This window comes from Rhizobacter sp. P3_C12, from assembly GCF_056402735.1.
On sequence record NZ_JBFUGW010000125.1, the window covers coordinates 1 to 18,596 of the forward strand.

The 18,596-nt window shown below is 65.7% G+C and carries 19 protein-coding genes and 1 pseudogene; 14 read left to right on the top strand and 6 right to left on the bottom strand.

Translation table 11 applies throughout. The features are described 5' to 3' along the window. Nucleotides 1-308 precede the first annotated feature (308 nt). The 5 genes from AC1DXV_RS19070 to AC1DXV_RS19090 all read left to right on the top strand — a co-directional run bounded on the left by AC1DXV_RS19070 (nucleotide 309) and on the right by AC1DXV_RS19090 (nucleotide 3,695). A complete protein-coding gene (locus tag AC1DXV_RS19070) occupies nucleotides 309-677 on the top strand; it encodes a rard protein (RefSeq protein WP_477866585.1) in 369 nt (122 codons plus the stop codon). Between the two features lie 162 nt (nucleotides 678-839). Next, nucleotides 840-1,637, top strand: coding sequence for an alpha/beta fold hydrolase (locus AC1DXV_RS19075; protein WP_477866587.1), 798 nt, complete (start codon nucleotides 840-842; stop codon nucleotides 1,635-1,637). A gap of 97 nt (nucleotides 1,638-1,734) precedes the next feature. After that, on the top strand, nucleotides 1,735-2,211 hold the full coding sequence (locus AC1DXV_RS19080; RefSeq protein ID WP_477866589.1) for a hypothetical protein: 477 nt from the start codon (nucleotides 1,735-1,737) through the stop codon (nucleotides 2,209-2,211). A 184-nt stretch (nucleotides 2,212-2,395) separates the two neighbouring features. Further along, the gene (locus tag AC1DXV_RS19085) at nucleotides 2,396-2,626 is read left to right on the top strand and encodes a hypothetical protein (RefSeq protein ID WP_477866591.1); all 231 of its coding nucleotides are present in this window, start codon (nucleotides 2,396-2,398) and stop codon (nucleotides 2,624-2,626) included. Nucleotides 2,627-3,341: 715 nt separating this feature from the next. Continuing rightward, a complete protein-coding gene (locus AC1DXV_RS19090) occupies nucleotides 3,342-3,695 on the top strand; it encodes a hypothetical protein (RefSeq protein WP_477866593.1) in 354 nt (117 codons plus the stop codon). Between the two features lie 83 nt (nucleotides 3,696-3,778). Here AC1DXV_RS19090 and AC1DXV_RS19095 read toward each other — a convergent pair whose 3' ends face one another. The 4 genes from AC1DXV_RS19095 to AC1DXV_RS19110 form a co-directional block, all read right to left on the bottom strand. Further along, nucleotides 3,779-4,357 carry a hypothetical protein gene (locus tag AC1DXV_RS19095; RefSeq protein ID WP_477866595.1) on the bottom strand — a complete coding sequence of 193 codons (579 nt, stop codon included), beginning with the start codon at nucleotides 4,355-4,357 and terminating at the stop codon, nucleotides 3,779-3,781. Nucleotides 4,358-4,491: 134 nt separating this feature from the next. Further along, complete coding sequence (locus tag AC1DXV_RS19100; protein ID WP_477866597.1) at nucleotides 4,492-5,142, bottom strand: hypothetical protein; 651 nt, start codon at nucleotides 5,140-5,142, stop codon at nucleotides 4,492-4,494. A 51-nt stretch (nucleotides 5,143-5,193) separates the two neighbouring features. After that, nucleotides 5,194-5,463, bottom strand: coding sequence for a PEP-CTERM sorting domain-containing protein (locus AC1DXV_RS19105; RefSeq protein WP_477866599.1), 270 nt, complete (start codon nucleotides 5,461-5,463; stop codon nucleotides 5,194-5,196). A gap of 53 nt (nucleotides 5,464-5,516) precedes the next feature. Continuing rightward, a complete protein-coding gene (locus AC1DXV_RS19110; protein ID WP_477934994.1) occupies nucleotides 5,517-6,020 on the bottom strand; it encodes a hypothetical protein in 504 nt (167 codons plus the stop codon). 60 nt (nucleotides 6,021-6,080) lie between these two features. On the opposite strand from AC1DXV_RS19110, the gene paoA reads away from it, so the two are divergent. Genes paoA through paoC form a run of 3 tightly spaced genes read left to right on the top strand, consistent with a single transcriptional unit; the run spans nucleotide 6,081 to nucleotide 9,923 of the window. Next, nucleotides 6,081-6,737 carry an aldehyde dehydrogenase iron-sulfur subunit PaoA gene (gene paoA, locus AC1DXV_RS19115; RefSeq protein ID WP_477867448.1) on the top strand — a complete coding sequence of 219 codons (657 nt, stop codon included), beginning with the start codon at nucleotides 6,081-6,083 and terminating at the stop codon, nucleotides 6,735-6,737. After that, entirely contained in the window at nucleotides 6,734-7,687 is a 954-nt protein-coding gene (locus tag AC1DXV_RS19120) for an FAD binding domain-containing protein (protein ID WP_477934996.1), read from the top strand. The genes paoA and AC1DXV_RS19120 overlap by 4 nt, the downstream gene beginning before the upstream one ends. Nucleotides 7,688-7,712: 25 nt before the next feature. Beyond that, complete coding sequence (gene paoC / locus AC1DXV_RS19125) at nucleotides 7,713-9,923, top strand: aldehyde oxidoreductase molybdenum-binding subunit PaoC (RefSeq protein ID WP_477934998.1); 2,211 nt, start codon at nucleotides 7,713-7,715, stop codon at nucleotides 9,921-9,923. A gap of 10 nt (nucleotides 9,924-9,933) precedes the next feature. On the opposite strand, the gene AC1DXV_RS19130 is transcribed toward paoC, so the two are convergent. Together AC1DXV_RS19130 and AC1DXV_RS19135 are read right to left on the bottom strand one after the other, a co-directional pair. Beyond that, nucleotides 9,934-11,874, bottom strand: coding sequence for a DUF3320 domain-containing protein (locus AC1DXV_RS19130; protein ID WP_477935000.1), 1,941 nt, complete (start codon nucleotides 11,872-11,874; stop codon nucleotides 9,934-9,936). A 1,663-nt stretch (nucleotides 11,875-13,537) separates the two neighbouring features. Further along, a pseudogene (locus tag AC1DXV_RS19135) lies at nucleotides 13,538-14,755 on the bottom strand (DUF4011 domain-containing protein); the annotation flags it as partial. 42 nt (nucleotides 14,756-14,797) lie between these two features. Between AC1DXV_RS19135 and AC1DXV_RS19140 the strand changes: the two are divergent. The 6 genes from AC1DXV_RS19140 (at nucleotide 14,798) to AC1DXV_RS19165 (ending at nucleotide 18,498) form a co-directional block, all read left to right on the top strand. Beyond that, nucleotides 14,798-15,214 (top strand): hypothetical protein, encoded by a 417-nt coding sequence (locus AC1DXV_RS19140; RefSeq protein WP_477935002.1) that lies wholly within the window; start codon nucleotides 14,798-14,800, stop codon nucleotides 15,212-15,214. Between the two features lie 69 nt (nucleotides 15,215-15,283). Then, nucleotides 15,284-15,763, top strand: coding sequence for a DUF6152 family protein (locus AC1DXV_RS19145; RefSeq protein WP_477871373.1), 480 nt, complete (start codon nucleotides 15,284-15,286; stop codon nucleotides 15,761-15,763). A gap of 190 nt (nucleotides 15,764-15,953) precedes the next feature. After that, nucleotides 15,954-17,141 (top strand): MFS transporter, encoded by a 1,188-nt coding sequence (locus AC1DXV_RS19150; protein WP_477935004.1) that lies wholly within the window; start codon nucleotides 15,954-15,956, stop codon nucleotides 17,139-17,141. A 43-nt stretch (nucleotides 17,142-17,184) separates the two neighbouring features. Continuing rightward, on the top strand, nucleotides 17,185-17,571 hold the full coding sequence (locus AC1DXV_RS19155; RefSeq protein ID WP_477871377.1) for a VOC family protein: 387 nt from the start codon (nucleotides 17,185-17,187) through the stop codon (nucleotides 17,569-17,571). 31 nt (nucleotides 17,572-17,602) lie between these two features. Beyond that, nucleotides 17,603-17,917: a hypothetical protein gene (locus AC1DXV_RS19160; RefSeq protein WP_477935006.1), complete on the top strand. Its 315-nt coding sequence runs from the start codon at nucleotides 17,603-17,605 to the stop codon at nucleotides 17,915-17,917. Between the two features lie 209 nt (nucleotides 17,918-18,126). Then, nucleotides 18,127-18,498: a CPCC family cysteine-rich protein gene (locus AC1DXV_RS19165; RefSeq protein ID WP_477871381.1), complete on the top strand. Its 372-nt coding sequence runs from the start codon at nucleotides 18,127-18,129 to the stop codon at nucleotides 18,496-18,498. The last annotated feature ends 98 nt before the right edge of the window (nucleotides 18,499-18,596 follow it).

Sequence of the window (18,596 nt, forward strand, 5' to 3'; positions counted from 1 at the left end):
GGACTAGTCGGACTAGTCTTTGTTCGACGGGGCGGGGACTCAATGGCGGGGGGGCACATCGGCGGGGCTGCGCGGATGTGCGCATGGGCCATCGCGAAAACCCTAGGAGCTCGCAAACGATGCCAGCGTCGAGTTCGTCGATGGAAAGCTGGTGGCAGGGCTTGCCTCAGCGGCACGCAGAGCGTTTGCAATGCCTGAAGCCAGTTGCCAGGCAGCTAAGATCTGGCGATGCCGAGAGATCTCGAATTTCTGTTGGACGCCGATCGGGCACGAGCATTTCAAACGTTTGGCATCGCAAAGAAAACACCATGACCCCATCGCGCTGCACTTTGCTCGTCCTGGGCGGCACTCACGTCGCAGCGGGCCTCGCGTTGCCGTTCGTAGCTCACCCCCGGATCGCAAATCTATTCTTCACCTATGGCCTGGGCATCGCCACAGCCGTCTCAATCTATGTCTGGTGTCGTCAGGAGTCCGTGGAAAGAGGCGCAATCCCGCCAGGCAGATCGGCACTGTGGGCAGCGCTCTTCTCCCCGATCTTCGTGCCTGTCTACTTCTTCAGAACCCGTCCTGTTGGTTCAGCCTTCAAGCTCAGTGCGAAAGCCTATGGCTATTACCTGGGCATCTGCTTCCTCTTCATTGGGGCCGCAGTTCTTGCAAGGCTCGGCAGCAGCGCCTGACCCTTTCGTCGAGTGGCTCTTTCAAACGAGCGGGTCGGCTCACCTGCGGTTTATCGGCAGTTTCCTACGTCGCGTTGCGGCGACGGCCGATGCGTCACGCCGCCGTCGCCGTTCACGATGAGTCCGGCGACGGCCCGTCGCAGCAGAACGCCAGGGGCCTCGATGGGAACCGACACAGCAGGCCGCAACGCCCGCCGCGGCACGCAAATCAAGATGCGGGACGCGGGCATCTTCGCAGAATGCATGGGCACGGGTCCTGGCCTGCCCCTGCTCTTCCTGCACGCCGATCTCGGCAATCACCGGCAGTGGCAAGGCATCATGGGCGCGCTGGCCGCGGACCGGAGGGTGATCGCTTTCGATCGCCGCGGTCATGGGGCCTCCGCGATGCCCAAGGACGGCTACGGCTATGCGCTGGAGCGAGCCGACATGGACGCCGTCAGTGCCGCTGCGGGACTCGATCGTTTCGTTTGCGTCGGCCACAGCGGTGGCGCTGCCGCCGCCTTCCTGTACGCCCAGATGTCACCGCAGCGGATCGCCGGGCTGTTCCTGGTCGACCCAGCGCAATCGGGCAAGGCCATACCGCAAGAGCAATTGCGCCAGACGATTGAACAAACGCGCAGTGAGCCGCACAAGAGCGCCGAAGCCTTCTACCGTTCGATCGCGGGCGATGCGCCAGGGGTTGTCGAGCAGGTGCTGAGCGACGTGCGCAGCACCGATGCCCGCACCATCATCGGCATGACCGAAGCCCTGGCAGCGTTCGATCCCGCGGCCGCCGACCGCCGCTTCGAAGGCGAGGCTCTGGTCGTGCAGCAGAGTCGCAACGACACGCCGCACGCCATCGCACGCATCGCAGGCTACCCGCAAGTCCACGTCGATGGTGTCGGGCACTGGATCCACCTGGCGCGACCCGGGCGGGTGGAGGAGTTGCTGCGCCAATTTCTGGAGAAGATCGGAGCGTGACCCGGCAGCCGTCCTCAGATCTGAGGATGGCGATCTCTTCAGCTTCTGTCATCGTATCCAGGCATGCCCGGAATGAACCGGCGACAAGGAGGATGCCATGACCCACGATCCCGCCATCGCCGCGCTCGAAGCGGCTGGTCTCCACGCAGAACGCGGTGCGCTCCTGAAACGCGAACACGAGCGTCAGGGGGCGACGTACAAGGACAGTCCCGCCGGCTGGCACGGGCTGAATGACATCGAGACCTTGATCGGCCTCGGCGGCACCTACCAGTGGTACGAAGACGGTGTGCTGCGCCAGATGACCTTGACCTTCGATCCCGGCAAGGAAGGCGTCCAGGGCACCTATGCGCTGGTGAGCAGCGACAGCAAGGAGTCCGGCACCTTCAACAGCACGCCCAACAACCCCGCCATCGGGTGGGCATGCATCCTTCTTCAGCCAACGGGCGGCGCGATGCGGCCATTGACTTTCTCCGGGATGTTGACCGATGCAAGCTGGAAGGTCCTCATGGCCTTGCTCAACGAGGTGGGCCAGAGCGGACCGATCGARCCGCCGTTCCCGATCGTCCGGGCTTAGTTGACGCGCCGGACTCCGAGGACCTTTCGCGCGGTGCTGTTGCACGGGCAACTGCCCCCGACCATCAACTTCACACAGTTCACTTCATCCTTGAAACAAGGGAAATGAAGAAGAGCGTGACTGTGATTGCAATGGAGGAGCCCAGTCCTGCCGCAACCAGATTGCGTCTGGTGCGGAGCTGTCGGTGCGCGAACAACCGGTAAAGGGCGACCGGCGCAACTACAAGCTCTACGAAGGCAGAGATGGCCACCGCCAAGCCCGTCAGAAGAACGCCCTGCGACCGGGGTTCAAATACGTCCAAGAAGATGAGAGCCCTCCCAACAACGAAGATGATGCATGGCGCGACGAGCGCTATACGCAATCCGTGTTCGAAGTGCGCAGACCCGAGGGTAGTGCGTCTTTTGTTGGACTGTAAGGAAGGAGGCCCGACTCTCATGCGACGAGAGTATGCATCTCTGCGTCGCTGCAGCCGGCTGCTCTGTCGCGATGGATCATCGCTGAACGTATTTCCGCTTTGGGTCGGCCAGAGCCTGCGAACTCCGGCGAGCGAACGGCTCAAGCCGGCCAGTTGYGGACACAGGGGATAGATTGCTTTCAGGTGAGTCTGCATCGAACCAGATGATGAAAAAATCGACCAAGCGAACGGCGAGGCTTGCGTGCGCGACTGTCGTCGCCAGCGCATTGTTCGGGGCCACCTACCTCCTAGCCGGACGCGTTCCCGATATGAGCAGCCCCATCCGAGTCACCGAGTCAGTATTCCTCGCAGACGGCGGGTCAGTATGGGTTGAGCTCACCGATGCAACGGGCAAGAGGATTGCAGTTGACGTGCAAGRCAGCCTCGAGCGGAATGCTGCAGACTTCCCTGTCTATCTGCAGCGTTGGCATCCAATCTTCCCGGTCCCAGTGCGAGTGGAGCCAGGGTCGGAAGCGGGGCGTGCACTACTGGAAGTCGTCGAACGAGCTGGCCGCGATGGCAGCCTCGACGCCGCCCAGGCGCTTGCGAGGGCGCGAGTTGCACTCTCGCAGGGCGCTCATTGACGGAAGGCTCGATCCGGCCAGTACCTGCCGTTCGCGACCGACGGGTTTCGGGCCTAGACTGCTTCGCGTGCGCCACTGCTCCAGCTGCCGACATGAATACCCATCGAGCCAACATCATCAGCATCCTGCAGCTGATCTCATCGCCTGCGGAACAGTCGGAGTACCAGCGACGCGTGCCGCGGGTCAATGTTGCGAATGAGCTTGTGAATCAGTGGTTTGACGACTTCTACCACCCCGGTTCTTCCCAGTTTGAGGCCGCATTTTCGAGTGGCGAACTGGCCGTTCTGGGCCACTTTCATCGTGCCTTCGATGAAAGAGTCGATGCTCTGCCCGGTGATCTGAGCCTACTGCTCCTGTCGCAAACTTGGAGCGAGGTGTCGACGCTTGCAGCAGTCACTCTCGATCGGCTGGGATGGACTGGCATCGTAGCAACCTACGACGACTAGGGCGTCTCGATTGCCTCAGATCGGCCAACAGCAGCCGGTCGCGGCCGACGGCTTGCAGACTGCCTGCAGAAGTCGTTCCTCCCCTACAGTTGCCGCTGCTCGTCCAGTCTGCGCGGCAAGCGGGATGAAAGTTCACGCACTAGCATCGCCGCTTCAGCCTCCTCAAGCGAGGGCGCCATTCTGATCGTGCGTGCGCCGTAGTCAAATGCGACCGGGCCGAAGCCCGACCCGGTGACCGGCGGGAGCCATGTGCGTTGGTTCGCGAACGTGTTCGATGCGTAGTCTGTTGAGCGGAAATTCCGGACTTCGGAAGTTCTGTATGACCGACTCGAACCTAGACCGAACGCCTCGGCTCTATGCAGCAACGTATCCGAGTTGATGCTAAGTACCTCGCGACCAGCCAACTGCCAAACAACCGCGGTAGCGGCGAACGCCCCGCCCAGTGTCCAGCCAATCAGCCAGAAGGCCAGAAAGCCCGGCTGTGTCTTGTCTGAATTCCGCAGCAATTCACTTGCCGCAGATATCTCGCCAAAGACCCAGCCACCGAGCCAGGCGGTCAGGAACAGGACAACAAACCAGTTTCGCCTTGCTGGTATCACGGCACGCAGGCCGTCAGCTGTGACCTCAACATGAAAGCGTGGTGCTTGTGGTTCAACGTGCATCAGTAGGAGACCCAGGGTCGAGCGCGAGGTTGAAGTGCCGCCGGTGAGACCGATGCACTGAGTATCCCCTTTGTGAAGCGTCGTCGCACGGCCAGAAGCGGCTGTAACGCGGTGACAGCTATCGCGCTGGTGGCTTACTTCGGCGCCGCCCGTTTCGCCGCCTGATCGCGAGCAATCCCTACCCAGGCGGCTTCGTCAACTTCGAGTTCCGGAAATTCCGCGATCACAGGGTTCAATACATGTTCAAAGACTTCCGCCATTGCGCGCCCCGTAGCTTGCGCCCACGCAGAACGGTCGTCGGCAGGCAACGCCTTCAAGGCATCGCTTAGCGCCTCGTTGAGGGCGGCAGCCGCATCAATGCACCCATCCCGGAGTAGTCGAGCGGCTTCAAGTGTCAACGCCATGTAGTCCTTCTGACGGATGTGATGCAGGTTGCGACAGCATATCCAATGACCGCTGTCGGGCTCTGAACCCGTCAGCATCGAAAGTCCGCAACGGGTCGATAGCTCCAGTTCGCGTGCGCGCGGACAGCGGACGACATCACCCGACTGACCACGGGCGTGGCAGATGACGTGGATCTCCCGAGGGGTCGCCCAATCGGGTCCTGCAGGCGGCGGCTCTTCCTCGTCCGGCAGACTCATGCTGATCGTGAACGGCCGGCCTAGCAGCCAGAACGATCTCAAGTTTTCACTGCCGGATGCCTGGCGCACGAAGTCTTCGAGTTGCCCATGCTGCACCTCGGTCAAACCTGATCGCAGCAAGACCGTTGCTGTTGAACCGGACATCCGAGCTCCTGAATACTTCGCCTGAAAGCGACCTGCGGCCCCACCCCAACCTCATGGGTTCGTCCGGGGCTGTGTCCGACGCCAAACCACGAAGCCCAACCCGCACAACATCAGCAGCACGGTGGCCGGCTCCGGCACGGGCGAGATCAAATAGGCGCGCCCGTTGTCGCCATTGGCCACGAACTGCCCGAGGTCGTTGATGCCGGTCACGTTGACGAACAGCCAATCGCGCACCCCGGCCGCCAGGTTGTTGAACGACAGCGTGTTCACGTCCACCAATCCGTAGCCGTTGGCGCCGGTGATGAAGGCGTGGTCCATCATGTTGACGGTCCAGAAATAGCTGCCAGGCGCCGCCCATCTCGAACTCGCCCATGTCATGGATGTTCAGCCTGCGGCCGATGCCGTCGGGCCCGGCGATGAAGGCCGATGCGTCGGTGTAGTAGTCGGCCTCGGTCGTGCCCACGGTCTGGCCGTTGTCGTTGATGCCGACGGCCATCGAACGAATCCTCGCGGCCGCCGGGCACCGTGGAGACACCCGCCACCTTGCCGGACTGGTTGATGCCATGGCCGATGGCGTTGGCGCCGCCCAGCGTGCCGAGCTCCACGACCGCGGCGCCGCCCGCCTGCGTCACGAAGGCCCGTTGCGTGCCCGCCGCCGTGACATACGAGCCAGTCACTTGCCCGCTGTTGTTGATGCCATTGCCGAATCTGTGCGTTCCGGGCGTGGCGAGCGCCTGCGGCGCGATGCTGCCATCGGCCCGGTAGACGAAGGCGCGGGGGCTGCCCACGGCAGGGTTCTCGTCTTCATTGCCGGGTGCGGTGGCCGAGGTGCCCACCACCCAGCCGTTGTCGCTGATGCCGGTGGCATACGAGTGCACCGGGCATCCCGCTTGCCCGCATCTCCGAACGACCCACCCACCGCAGCAGGAGGCCACGAGATGGGCAGTTCTGACGAGATCGCAATTTCACGCCGCGACGTGCTGATCGTGGGCGCCGCGTCGGCGGCCGCGGTGAGCGCACCGGTCCACGGGACGCCAGCCGCCGATGCATCCGCGCCCCAGGCGAACCCGGCCGCCTCGCTGCCCAGCTCGAGCGTCTCGCTCGAGGTCAACGGCACGCCGCACACGCTGGCGCTGGACAACCGCACCAGCCTGCTCGACACGCTGCGCGAGCACCTGCACCTGACCGGCACCAAGAAGGGCTGCGACCACGGCCAGTGCGGCGCCTGCACCGTGCTGGTCGACGGCGAGCGCATCAACTCGTGTCTGACGCTGGCGGTGATGCACCAGGGCGCCAAGGTCACCACGATCGAGGGGCTGGGCACGCCCGCGCAGCTGCACCCGCTGCAGGCCGCCTTCATCCAGCACGACGGCTACCAATGCGGCTACTGCACGCCCGGGCAGATCTGCTCGGCGGTCGGCGCGCTCGACGAACTGCGCCGCGGCGTGCCGAGCCACGTGAGCGCCAGCCTGTCCGAGCGGCCGCTGTTGTCGGCCGAGGAACTGCGCGAACGGATGAGCGGCAATATTTGCCGGTGCGGCGCGTACTCCAACATCGTCGAGGCGATCTCCGAGGTCGCGGGGGTGCGCACATGAACCCCTTCACCTATGAGCGCGCCACCGCGCCGGCCGAGGCGGCAGCGGCCGTCGAACGCCACCCCGGCGCGAAGTTCATCGCCGGCGGCACCAACCTGCTCGACCTGATGAAGCTGCAGATCGAGGCGCCGGTGCACCTGGTCGACGTGAACGGCCTCGGCCTGAACAAGATCGAGCCAACGACCGACGGCGGCCTGCGCATCGGCGCGCTGGTGCGCAACACGGCACTGGCCGCCGACGAACGCGTGCGCCGTGACTACGGCGTGCTGTCGCGCGCCTTGCTGTCAGGTGCATCGGGCCAGCTGCGCAACCGCGCCACCACCGCCGGCAACCTGCTGCAGCGCACGCGCTGCCCGTACTTCTACGACACCGACCAGCCCTGCAACAAGCGCCAGCCGGGCAGCGGTTGCAGCGCGATCGGCGGCTTCAACAGATCGCTTGCGGTGGTGGGCGGCAGCGAAGCCTGCATCGCCACCCACCCGAGCGACATGGCGGTGGCGATGCGGGTGCTGGACGCCGGCATCGAGACCGTGCGGCCCGACGGGCGCACGCGCGTGATTCCGATCGCCGACTTCCACCGGCTGCCGGGCAACACGCCGCACATCGAGACCACGCTGGAGCGCAACGAGCTGATCACCGCGGTGACGCTGCCGCCGCCCCTCGGCGGCACGCACCTGTACCGCAAGGTGCGCGACCGGGCGTCCTACGCCTTCGCGCTGGTCTCGGTGGCCGCGGTGATCCAGCGCGACGGCTCCGGCCGCATCGCGCTCGGCGGCGTCGCCCACAAGCCCTGGCGCGATGCCGCGGCCGACGCCGCCCTGCCGCAGGGCGCCAAGGCCACCGCCGCACGGCTGCTGGCCGACGCCAGGCCGACGCACGACAACGCGTTCAAGGTTCCGCTGGCAGAGCGCACGCTCGCCGCGGTGCTGGCGCAGGCCAAGACCTCCTGATTCAAGGGAAGGCAAGGGAAGGCTCATGAAATTCGACACCCCCGCCACCACCAACCCGATCGACCAGCTCAAGGTCGTCGGACAGCCGACGCCACGCATCGACGGCCCGTTGAAGACGACCGGCACCGCCCCCTATGCCTACGAGCGCCACGACGCGGCACCCGATGCGGTGTACGGCTACGTCGTCGGTGCCGGCATCGCCAAGGGGCGGATCGCGTCGATGGACCTGCGCGCCGCGCGCRCGGCGCCCGGTGTGCTGGCGATCGTCACGGCGCGCAACGCCGGCAAGCTCGGCAAGGGCTCGTTCAACACCGCCAGGCTGCTCGGCGGGCCGGACATCGACCACTACCACCAGGCGGTCGCGCTGGTGGTGGCGAGCACCTTCGAGCAGGCGCGTGCCGCCGCGCAGCTGGTGCGCATCCGCTACACGCAGGCGGCAGGCAAGTACGACCTGGCGGCAGAGAAGGCCGGGGCGCCCATGCCGAAGCCGACGCCGTTCGGTGGGCCTGCGCAATCGAAGGTCGGCGACTTCGATGGCGCCTATGCCGCCGCGCCGGCGCAGCTCGACGCCACGTACACCACGCCGGACCAGTCGCACGCGATGATGGAACCGCATGCGTCCACCGCGCTGTGGCGCGGCGACAAGCTCACCGTCTGGACCTCGAACCAGATGATTGCCTGGAGCGTCGGTGATCTCGCGAAGACGCTCGGGATCCCGAAGGACAACGTGCGCCTGGTGTCGCCGTTCATCGGCGGCGGCTTCGGCGGCAAGCTCTTCGTGCGCGCCGACGCGGTGCTGGCCGCACTCGGCGCGCGTGCGGTGCGCCGGCCGGTGAAGGTCGCGCTGCAGCGGCCGCTGATGATGAACAACACCACGCACCGTCCCGCCACCATCCAGCGCATCCGCATCGGCGCGCTGCCCGACGGCAGGATCACCGCGATCGCGCACGAGGGCTGGTCGGGCGACCTCCCCGGCGGCCAGGCGGAGACGGCCGTCAACCAGACGCGCTTGCTGTATGCCGGAGCCAACCGGCTCACCACCACGCGCCTGGCGGTGCTCGACCTGCCGGAGGGCAATGCGATGCGTGCCCCGGGCGAGGCGCCCGGGCTGATGGCCCTGGAGATCGCCATCGACGAGATGGCCGAGAAGCTCGGCATGGACCCGGTGGCGTTCCGCATCGCCAACGACACGCAGGTGGACCCGGAGAAGCCCGGCCGCCCGTATTCGCAGCGGCAACTGGTGCAATGCCTGCGCCTGGGGGCCGAGCGCTTCGGCTGGGAACGTCGCAGCGCACAGCCCGCACAGCGGCGCGAGGGCCGCTGGCTGATGGGCCTGGGCGTGGCGGCCGGCTTCCGCAACAACCTGCTGACGAAATCCGGCGCCCGGGTGCGGATCGACAACCGCGGCATCGTGACCGTGGAGACCGACATGACCGACATCGGCACCGGCTCGTACACCATCATTGCGCAGACGGCGGCAGAGATGATGGGCGTGCCACTGGGCAGCGTGCAGGTGCGGCTCGGAGATTCGCTGCACCCGGTGTCGGCCGGCTCCGGTGGCCAGTGGGGTGGCAACAACTCGACCGCCGGCGTGTATGCGGCCTGCGTGAAGCTGCGCGAAGCGGTGGCGAAGAAACTCGGCGTGCCGGCCGCCGATGCGGTGTTCGTCGACGGGACCGTGCGCACGGCGGGCCGCAGCGTACCGCTGGGCGAGGCGGCGGGGCCGCAGGGTCTCGCGGCTGAAGATGCCATCGAGTACGGCGACCTGGACAAGAAGTACCAGCAATCGACGTTTGCGGCGCACTTCATCGAGGTGGCCGTCGACGCGGCGACGGCCGAGACGCGGGTGCGGCGGATGCTGGCGGTGTGCGCCGCCGGGCGCATCCTGAACCCGGTCTCGGCGCGCAGCCAGGTCATCGGCGCGATGACGATGGGCGTGGGTGCGGCGCTGATGGAGGAACTCGCGGTGGACAAGCGCCGCGGCTTCTTCGTCAACCACGACCTGGCCGGCTACGAGGTGCCGGTGCATGCCGACATTCCCCACCAGGACGTGATCTTCCTCGATGAAACCGATCCGATCTCGTCGCCGATGAAGGCCAAGGGCGTCGGGGAACTGGGGCTGTGCGGTGTCGGCGCGGCGGTCGCGAATGCGATCTGCAACGCCACCGGCGTGCGCGTGCGCGACTACCCGATCACGCTCGACAAGCTGCTCGACCGGATGCCGCCGTTCGCGTGAGCGCGGAACGTCACGGTGGGTCCGTGATTCCCGAAGATCGCTCGAGTCGACTGATGATCCTGGCCTGCAGATCCGAACCCACACGGCGGAATCCCATGAGTCTCGCGGCCGTTCGAACCAGGTCGGCGGCGTCACCTCCGCCGTTGTCATCACGCGCCATCTGCAAGGCCGCATCGATCTCGAGGGGCGAGATGCAGTCGGCCTTCACGGTTGCGCCGCTTTCTGCGGCCCGATCACGAACAGGTGGCGCTTCCGCCTGGGCACTCGTGAACCAGAAGACGCCGTCGGAGCGCAGTTCGGCATGTCTCGCCCGTGCGCTCTCCAACGCCGCACGTGTCGCCTCAAGGATGCGTGCACCCGCCCGCTCCTTGCCATAGCTGCTCGCAATGCGCCGTGCGACTTCCTCGATATGGAGCGGACCTTCGGCCGTCACGATCCGCTGCGCCAGGTCGGCGAGCGTCGATGGCCGGACCTCATGGGGCTCCTGGCGGCCATCCACGGGGAACACGGCGCGTTGGTAAGGCGGCATCTGGCGCTCGACGACTTCGGGAATCTCGATAGGCTCCGACCCCCTCTCCAGATCCTCCACTGGCTTCGGCCGGCTCCTGTTGACGCCCTCAATGCGGGTCTCTCCCGCGGCCGCATCTCGCGCCGCCGCGAGAGCGGCGCGCAGCCGCTTGATCTCCGCTTGCCGGTGATAGAACCAGTCCGTGCTCCAGATCCGATGGAAGCGCCAGCCAAGATGCTCGAGCACATCCTGGCGCAGCCTGTCTCGCTCGCGTGCCCACAAGGCGCCGTGATACGTCGCCCCGTCACACTCCACGGCGAGCAGGTAGGTCGATGGCTTGTCGGCGTGTCGCACGCCGATGTCGATCCGAAAACCCACCGAGCCCACCTGCGGGTCGGCCAGGAAACCGCAGCTCCGGATCACCTCCGCCACGTCCTCCTCGAACGGCGTGTCCGTGTACAGGCCGGTCGGGGCGCTGACATCGACGCGGCCATTCTTCGCAAACTCCAGAAAGCGTTTGAGGATGCGAGGGCCTTCTCGGGCCGTCCGGCCTACATCGATATCGCCCGGATCGAACGACGCGAAGATCTCGCATCGGATACGCGCCCGGGTGAAGAGCACGTTCAGGCGGCGCTCACCGCCCTCTCCGTTCACCGGACCGAACGACATGCTCGAAAGCCGGCCGCCTGCCGTTGTCGGACCGTATCCCACGCTGACCAGAATCACGTCGCGCTCATCACCTTGCACGTTCTCGATGTTCTTGACGAACACGTCTTCGTACTGACCTTCCCGCAGGAACGCGTCGAGCGTCGAATCACCGCGCCGCGCCAGTTCGAGCAGTTCAGTGATCAGGTTCCGTTGGGTGAATGAAAAGGTGACGATGCCCAGGGACAGCGTCGGGTGCGCGCGGGCGTGCTCGGCCACCCGGGCCACGATCGCTTCGCCCTCCTTGCGGTTGTCGCGCTTTCCGCCCTTGTCGTACACACCCGCCACGCGCGTGAAGCAAAGGCCGTAAGCGTCGTCCTCCTGCAATGGCGACGGAGGCAGGACGAGCCCGTTGTCGTAGAACTCGCGATTCGAGACCTCGATCAGCGAGGGATCGCGTGAGCGGTAGTGCCAGCGCAGCATGCGCGAGCCGAGGCCACGCGCTTCGCACAAGGTCAGGATGCTTTCCATCGTCGCGAGCTTGGCCGCGCCCTCGAGCAGGTCAGGCCCGAGATCCTCGTCGTCGCCCTCGTGCTCGTCTTCCTGGTCCGCGAGCACGCGGTCGAAGAAGGAAGACGGAGGCAGCTGCTTCTTGTCGCCGACGACAACGATCTGGCTCGCGCGAGCGATGGCGCCGAGGGCATCCTCCGGGCGAACCTGCGAGGCCTCGTCGATGACGAGCAGGTCGAACGAGAGCGCGCCGGGCGGGAGGAACTGCGCTACCGAGATGGGACTCATCAAGAGCACCGGCTTGATCCGCTGCACGGCAGTGCCCGCTCGCTCGAACAGGCGACGGATGGCCCATGTGGCCGCGCTTCTTGCCGATTTCTCCGCGGATGACTTTCATCTCGCCCTGTGCACCTTGCGGCACCTGGGCAAGATGCCCGGCGAGGATGCTCGTCACGTTCTCGCCGAGGCGCTCGCGTTCGAGCGTTGAAAAGGTCTCCACAAGATCGTGGCGTCTTGCCCTGGCGATGTCTCGGAGGGCTGGCGAGTCTGCGAGCGCGAGCTTCCAGAGACGCTCCGCCCGCGCAAACTGCAGTTCCACGGCGGCGGAGGCACCGTCCAGATCGCCTGAGTTCATCCTGTCGGCGAGCGCTGCCATCCCGGCTGTCTCGAATGACTTTCGAAGGTGCGCTATCTGCACCCACGACCCGTATCGGCTTGCTGCTTCGGCCATCTGGCTGAAGCGCCGCGCGACGACACCAAGATCGGCACTCTCCACGTCGCGGCCGCCCAGCACGGTCGGATCCAGGTCAAGCAACTCGACCACCGCCTGGAGCGCCGACCTGCAACCCGGCTCCGCCTGGAGCATCGCCTGGCGCATGGCGGTCATGGCGTCAGCGCGTCCCGCCAACGCCAGCATCGCGTCGGGTGCCGAGGCAATCCGGGTCTCACGAAGTCTCTCGCACCACTGTGCGACCGCAAACAGCCCCGCGAAGTCCGTTTTCTCGCCGCGCCAAGCGTCGCCGAGGATGCGACTGCCATGGTCGCGATCCGCCTCCCACGTCGACTTTGCAGCAGCCACCGAACTCAACCTGTCGACAAGCGCGACCCTCTCAGCCGCCGTTTTCGGCAGCGGTCCACGCAGCAGGCCAGCGAGTTCCCGCGATGCCCTCCGATACGCGCCACCCCAACGGGCGAAGAAGGAACGGGTTCCCGCAACGAGCGGGCTCCGCAGGCCGCCGTGCGCATGCACGAACGCCGTCTCGACGAAGACGGGCTCCAATTCATCGCGCAAAGTCCGCCAGGCCGCTCCAGTCTGGAGCGCCTCCCGCAACCGGGACAGATCCGGCGAAGTGAGCATGGTGTGCGCCACACCCGATGCGCCTGCGGGCAGCCGCTCCAACCGCGCCAGCAGATCGGCAAGAGGGGCCACCGTGGCGAGAACAATCGCTTCTTTCGCGGCCAACGCCTCGAGAGGCGTGTTCAGTGCCGACGCCATCTTCAATGCCGCACGCTGCGCCTCGAGAAGCACCGCGGGCAGCCGTGCGAGGTCGACGGGCTGCAGGTCGAGATTGCGGGTGCCCTCGAACGGATGCTCAGCTGCGGGTCCGTCGACGGCAAGGCGCTCGTGGTACCGCCCGATCGTGATGAGCAAGGCGGCCTCGTCCTCGCAAGTCATGGATGCGAGCGCCTGTCCATCGAGGCGCGGCGGTGGGTGCCCGGCTCCCACGAATCGCGACTGGCGGCCCAGCACGCCATAGGGTGTTGCGCCCGTCGTACCAATCGGCCGATGAAGCGCTTCAGCCAGTTCATTCAGGCGGTCACGCGTCTTCCGCAAGTCGACGGGATCGGCGGGAAGACTCGGGACCGCGCTCGACTGCGTCATMGTTCGTGCGAGCTCCGCCAGCACGGACTTCTTGTTGGCGCTGCGGGAGTGCAGTTCAAGGCAGATGTCACGCAGGCCGACCTTCAACAGGCGGTCGTGCACCACAGAGAGCGCAGCCATCTTTTCGGCAAGAAAGAGAACGCGCTTCCCCTCCTTGGCTGCCGCGGCGATGATGTTCGTGATCGTCTGGCTCTTCCCGGTTCCGGGCGGGCCTTGCACCACCAGATTTCGCCCCGAGCGAACCTCCTCGATCACCTTGGCTTGCGACGCATCGGCGTCGACGACGTGAAACAGCCTCTCCGGCGGCAGCACCTCGTCGAGGCGATCCTCGGGCCGGAAGAGCGGCGCCTCGCTCTCGAAGCCCTCGTAAAGCAAACCCCGGGTGAGCCTGTGATCGATCAGCGCATTGTCTGGCCAGGCGTCGACAGCAAGATCCAGGTACATGAGGAGCTTGTTGAAGCTGAAGAAGCCGACCTGCATCCCGTCCGGGTCGATCTTCCATCCCTGACGCTGGGCGATCACTGCTGCGACCTGCGCGAAGTAGTCGCTCGGCTTCCATTCTTCGCCGATCTCGAGCTCCGGCAAGCCGATTCCGAAATCGTCCATCAGGCGCTGCTTGAGAGGAAGGTTCGTCAGGACGTCCTCCTCGCGCATGCGAAGGTCATGGGTCGACGTGCGGGCGTTGCGGACGAGTTCGACAGGCAGCAGAACAAGAGGCGCCTCCCTCGGCACGTTCGAGCCTTCGTCCTCGAGCCAGGTCATGAAGCCCATGGCGATATAGAGAATGTTGACGCCGGATTCCTCCTCTGCTGTCTGTGCCTCGCGCGCAATCTTCAGCAGCTTCCTCTGGAGAGCGTCAGGGCCCAGGCGGGTATCCAGCTGGGCATCGGTGAAACGCTCCTCGCCAAGGCCATCGTGACCTGTGTCCGCAAAGGCCATCTCCTCATCGCCCTTGTCACGCCCGGTCGCGTGAAACTTCATCGCCTTGCCCGACGACAGGACTGCATAGGCATCGTCGGAGCGCTCATTGACGACGTTCAACACGTTTCCGCGGGTGTTCGCCCGATTGACATGCACCAGGCGATTTCTGGTCCCCGTTTCGACCAACCGTCGCCGCGTTTCGTCGAAGAGCCTGGATATTGCGTCCCTGGCCCCTTGGTCCTCGATGCCTTGCGTTGTTGMCGATGTCGCCATTTGCCGATTCCTCCGAACTCCTGAGTATTCAACCTGAAAGCGGCCCCGGCGGAGTTTAGGTGTCTTCAGACGCGCGAAATGCCGCCAACGCATCGTGCGAGACTCAGCCCGATCAACGAGGGTTCGCCATACCTCATGTTCACCTTCCTCAAGACCACCGCCTGGGCCTACCCCGCGCTCGAGGTCGTGCACATCGTCGGCATCGCGCTGCTGCTGGGCAACCTGATCGCGCTCGAGGTGCGCGTGTTCGGCCGCGCCGCTGCCCTGCCCGTCCCCGCGCCGGCCCGGCTGTCGCTCACGCTGGCACTCGCCGGCTTCTCGCTCGCGGCCGCGAGCGGCTTGCTGATGTTCGCCACGCAGCCTGACGAGTTGCTCGCCAACCGCGCCTTCATCGTCAAGATGGGCCTGCTGGCGCTCGCCGGGATCAACGCTGCCGCGTTCCATCTGCGCGGCTCGCTGCGCAAACTCGACTCGGCGGCGCGGCTACAGATGCTGGTGTCCACTGGCCTCTGGCTTGCCGTGGTGGTCTGCGGCCGCTGGATCGCCTATTGAGGGGCGGATCACCGGCCGCCAGCCACCACCGCCCGCTTCGTGCCTCTTCTTCACCCACCGGAGACCGCCATGCCGTTGAGCCGCCGCCAGTTCGCCGTTCTCGCCGCCATCGCCCCCTGGACCGTGCGCCCCGCGTCGGCCCACCATGGGTGGGGCAGCTTCGATCAGGATCGCCCGCTGTACCTCGAAGGGACCGTGGTCACCAGCAAGTGGCAGAACCCGCATGCCGAACTGATCATCGAGCTGCCCGCCGGGCTCAAGCTGCCGGCCGACCTGGCCCGGCGCACGCTGCCGGCGCAGAGTGCCGCCGTCGACGGCCCCGCCCTGCTCGCCAAGGCCACGCTGCCCAAGCGCAGCGACCGGCGCTGGGAGCTGGAGCTCGCCCCGCTGACCCGCATGGAGGCCTGGAAGGTCGCCGAGATCCGCCCGGGTACGCGCGTCTCCGCCATCGGCTACACCGGCGCCGATGAAAAGGGCGACGCGGTGATGCGGGTGGAGTACCTCTTCGTGGGTGACAAGGCCTACGGGCTGCGATCGAGCCCGGCCTGACGGCACACGGCCGCTCGCCGGTTCGCTAACATCGCCCCACCCGGGCAGCCGACAAGCTGCCCGCCTCCACGTCGCCGGCTTCACCAGGCCCGACGGCGCATGACTCCTGTTGGACCCAGCACGAGCAGACCCAGGCCGCGCCAACCGCACGGCCCTCCGCCCCTCGGTCCATCCACGGAGTTCAGCCGCCATGCCATCACAGGCCTCCCCTCGCCTTTCGGTCCTGATTCCCCTTTCCGCGCTGGCCGTCCTGCCCATCAACATGTTCGTGCCGTCGTTGCCGAACATCGCCAGGGATCTCCACGCCGACTTCGCGCTCGTCAATGTCGCCATCGCGGGGTATGCGGTGGCCACCGCCGTCACGCACTTGATCGCGGGCGCGCTCTCCGACGGGTTCGGGCGCAAGCCCGTCGCGCTGCTCGCGCTGGCGATCTTCACGATGGCATCGATCGGCTGCAGCCTGGCGAACGACATCGTCACCTTCCTGGGGTGCCGGTTGCTCCAGAGCAGCGTCATCGCCGGATACGTCGTGTCGCTCGCCGCCATTCGAGACACGTCCCTCGAGGGCCAGGCCGCAAGCCGGATCGGCTACGTCTCGTCGGCATGGGCCGTGGCGCCGATGATCGGGCCCACGTTCGGCGGATTGCTCGATGCCCACTTCGGCTGGCGCGCCAATTTCATCGCGTTCGCAGCACTCGGGCTCGCGGGGCTGTATCTGGTGGCATTCCATTTGAGGGAGACGAACCACCACCGCACGCAGTCCATCGCGCTGCAATTGAGGGGCTATGCCGAATTGGCCCGCTCGCCGCGGTTCTGGGCGTATTCGCTTTGCATGGCCTTCGCCATCGGCACGCTGTATGTCTTTCTGGGCGGAGCGCCCCTGGTGGCGGCGCAGMTGGGCGAAACATCGAGCACGGCGCTGGGCCTTCACATGGGGATGGTTCCTGCCGGCTTCATCATCGGCAGCTACGTGGTCGGGCGCATCGGCGCACGCCACGGGGCCACCCGACTCATCCTCGCGGGCCGCGCGCTCACGTCCATCGGCCTGCTCGCGGGCCTGGCACTTGCCGCGGCAGGCTGGGCGCATCCGCTCGCCTTCTTCGGCCCTTGCGTGTTCGTGGGCCTGGGCAACGGGCTGACGATGCCGGTGGCCAATGCGCAAGTCCTGTCGCTGCGGCCCCAGCTGGCCGGCACGGCCTCGGGGCTGGCCGCCGCCGTGACCGTGACCGGCGCCGGCATCATCGCGTTTCTCTCGGGTTGGGTCGTCGATGCATCGAACGCCCGCGTTGCCGTGCTGGGCGTCATGTTGACGACGTCGGCACTGTCGCTTGCCGTGGCCTTGCTCATCGCCCGCACGCCTTGCGAGCGTCGACCGTGATTCCCGCTCGTGTCAAACTTCGGCGCAAGCAAAGGGGCACATCATGAAGCGCGTGACCGGCATCGGCGGCATCTTCTTCAAGTCCAAGGATCCGAAGGCGCTGGGCGAGTGGTATCGCCAGCACCTCGGGCTGGAGGTGGCGGACTGGGGCGGAGTGGCTTTCAAGTGGGTCACACCCGACAACCCGACGGGCACCGGCACCACGACCTGGAGTCCGTTCAAGGAAGACACCTCGTACTTCGCTCCGAGCACCGCGAGCTTCATGATCAACTTCCGGGTGCATGACCTTCATGCGCTGCTCGCCGCATTGCGGTCCGAAGGCTGCGCGGTGGACGACAAGGTCGACGAGTCCGAGTACGGGAAGTTCGGCTGGGTGCTGGATCCGGAGGGGAATCGCGTCGAGCTGTGGGAGCCGCCGCAGGGGCAATGAGGCCATGAAGAGAGAACCAACGTGGGTGCCGGTGTCTGCACTCGCTGGCTTCGTCGTCACTCGCTGGCAAGGCACGGAGATGGCACTGGTTGAAGGCGAGGTCGCCGAAGACGTGCGCTGGGAAGATCCGGGTATTCCGTTTCTGCAGTTGATCAATCTCGACTTGCAGTTGGCGAACGGACAGGTCTTCAGGCTGTTGTCCCAGCTCGAAGACGGGACCGGTTTTCACGGGCTCTACCTGATGGAGCTCGACGCGATGCCAGTGCTGGAGCGCCACGAAGACGCTCCATTCCTCTTCCGGGATCGACAGTTTCCGGAGTGGCCGGCGCGAGATCGAGATCACTGAACGCCGTCATGACGGTCCGAATGCCACGGCTGAAGTACGGCTCCTGCTGTCCGGGAATGAGCTCAGGCTCGTCGCAGGCGAAGTTCATGAGCAATCTGACGGGAGCCTGCACATCATCGAGTGCGACGAATCCATACTCGTGCAACTGAACGGCGCTCGGCCGTAGAAGCTCCCATGGCAAGCAAGCTGTATGAACCGATTTGTCGCACATGACCGATGAAGACGTGACACCCGAGGTCCTGCAAAGGCGCGCCACGTGGTTTGAGCGCTATGCCAGCGTGCTCGCCAGTTCGTCCGTGATCAAAGCCGCCGAAGCGGATCAGCAGCACAGATGCCCCTGCTGTCTGTTTCGGACTCTTCAGGAGCGCGGAGGATTCGAGATATGCGAAGTCTGCTTCTGGGAAGACGACGGCCAGGACGAGCACGATGCCGACACCGTTCGTGGCGGACCGAATGGCAGCCTCAGCCTGAGCGCTGCGCGGCAGAACTTTGCGATCTTCGGCGCGTGCGAGGAGCGCTTCAAGGACAAGGTCAGACCTGCAACCGCGGAGGAAGTGGCGGGAGGTGACGTGGCCAAGTGAAGCTTTGATGATTGAGGGGCTGTCAGGATTTCTGTGTGCGAGGCGGTTGAGATGAATTGGCTATTGGCCGACTCGCTTATCGACTGCCGTGCGCCGGC

Coding starts and splice junctions, on each gene's coding strand:
- AC1DXV_RS19095 (WP_477866595.1), bottom strand. CDS start 4,357: ATGCACGTTGAACCACAAGCACCACGCTTTCATGTTGAGGTCACAGCT.
- AC1DXV_RS19070 (WP_477866585.1), top strand. CDS start 309: ATGACCCCATCGCGCTGCACTTTGCTCGTCCTGGGCGGCACTCACGTC.
- AC1DXV_RS19120 (WP_477934996.1), top strand. CDS start 6,734: ATGAACCCCTTCACCTATGAGCGCGCCACCGCGCCGGCCGAGGCGGCA.
- AC1DXV_RS19075 (WP_477866587.1), top strand. CDS start 840: ATGGGAACCGACACAGCAGGCCGCAACGCCCGCCGCGGCACGCAAATC.
- AC1DXV_RS19165 (WP_477871381.1), top strand. CDS start 18,127: ATGACCGATGAAGACGTGACACCCGAGGTCCTGCAAAGGCGCGCCACG.
- AC1DXV_RS19140 (WP_477935002.1), top strand. CDS start 14,798: ATGTTCACCTTCCTCAAGACCACCGCCTGGGCCTACCCCGCGCTCGAG.
- AC1DXV_RS19090 (WP_477866593.1), top strand. CDS start 3,342: ATGAATACCCATCGAGCCAACATCATCAGCATCCTGCAGCTGATCTCA.
- paoA (WP_477867448.1), top strand. CDS start 6,081: ATGGGCAGTTCTGACGAGATCGCAATTTCACGCCGCGACGTGCTGATC.
- AC1DXV_RS19100 (WP_477866597.1), bottom strand. CDS start 5,142: ATGTCCGGTTCAACAGCAACGGTCTTGCTGCGATCAGGTTTGACCGAG.
- AC1DXV_RS19145 (WP_477871373.1), top strand. CDS start 15,284: ATGCCGTTGAGCCGCCGCCAGTTCGCCGTTCTCGCCGCCATCGCCCCC.
- AC1DXV_RS19105 (WP_477866599.1), bottom strand. CDS start 5,463: ATGATGGACCACGCCTTCATCACCGGCGCCAACGGCTACGGATTGGTG.
- AC1DXV_RS19130 (WP_477935000.1), bottom strand. CDS start 11,874: ATGAGTCCCATCTCGGTAGCGCAGTTCCTCCCGCCCGGCGCGCTCTCG.
- AC1DXV_RS19155 (WP_477871377.1), top strand. CDS start 17,185: ATGAAGCGCGTGACCGGCATCGGCGGCATCTTCTTCAAGTCCAAGGAT.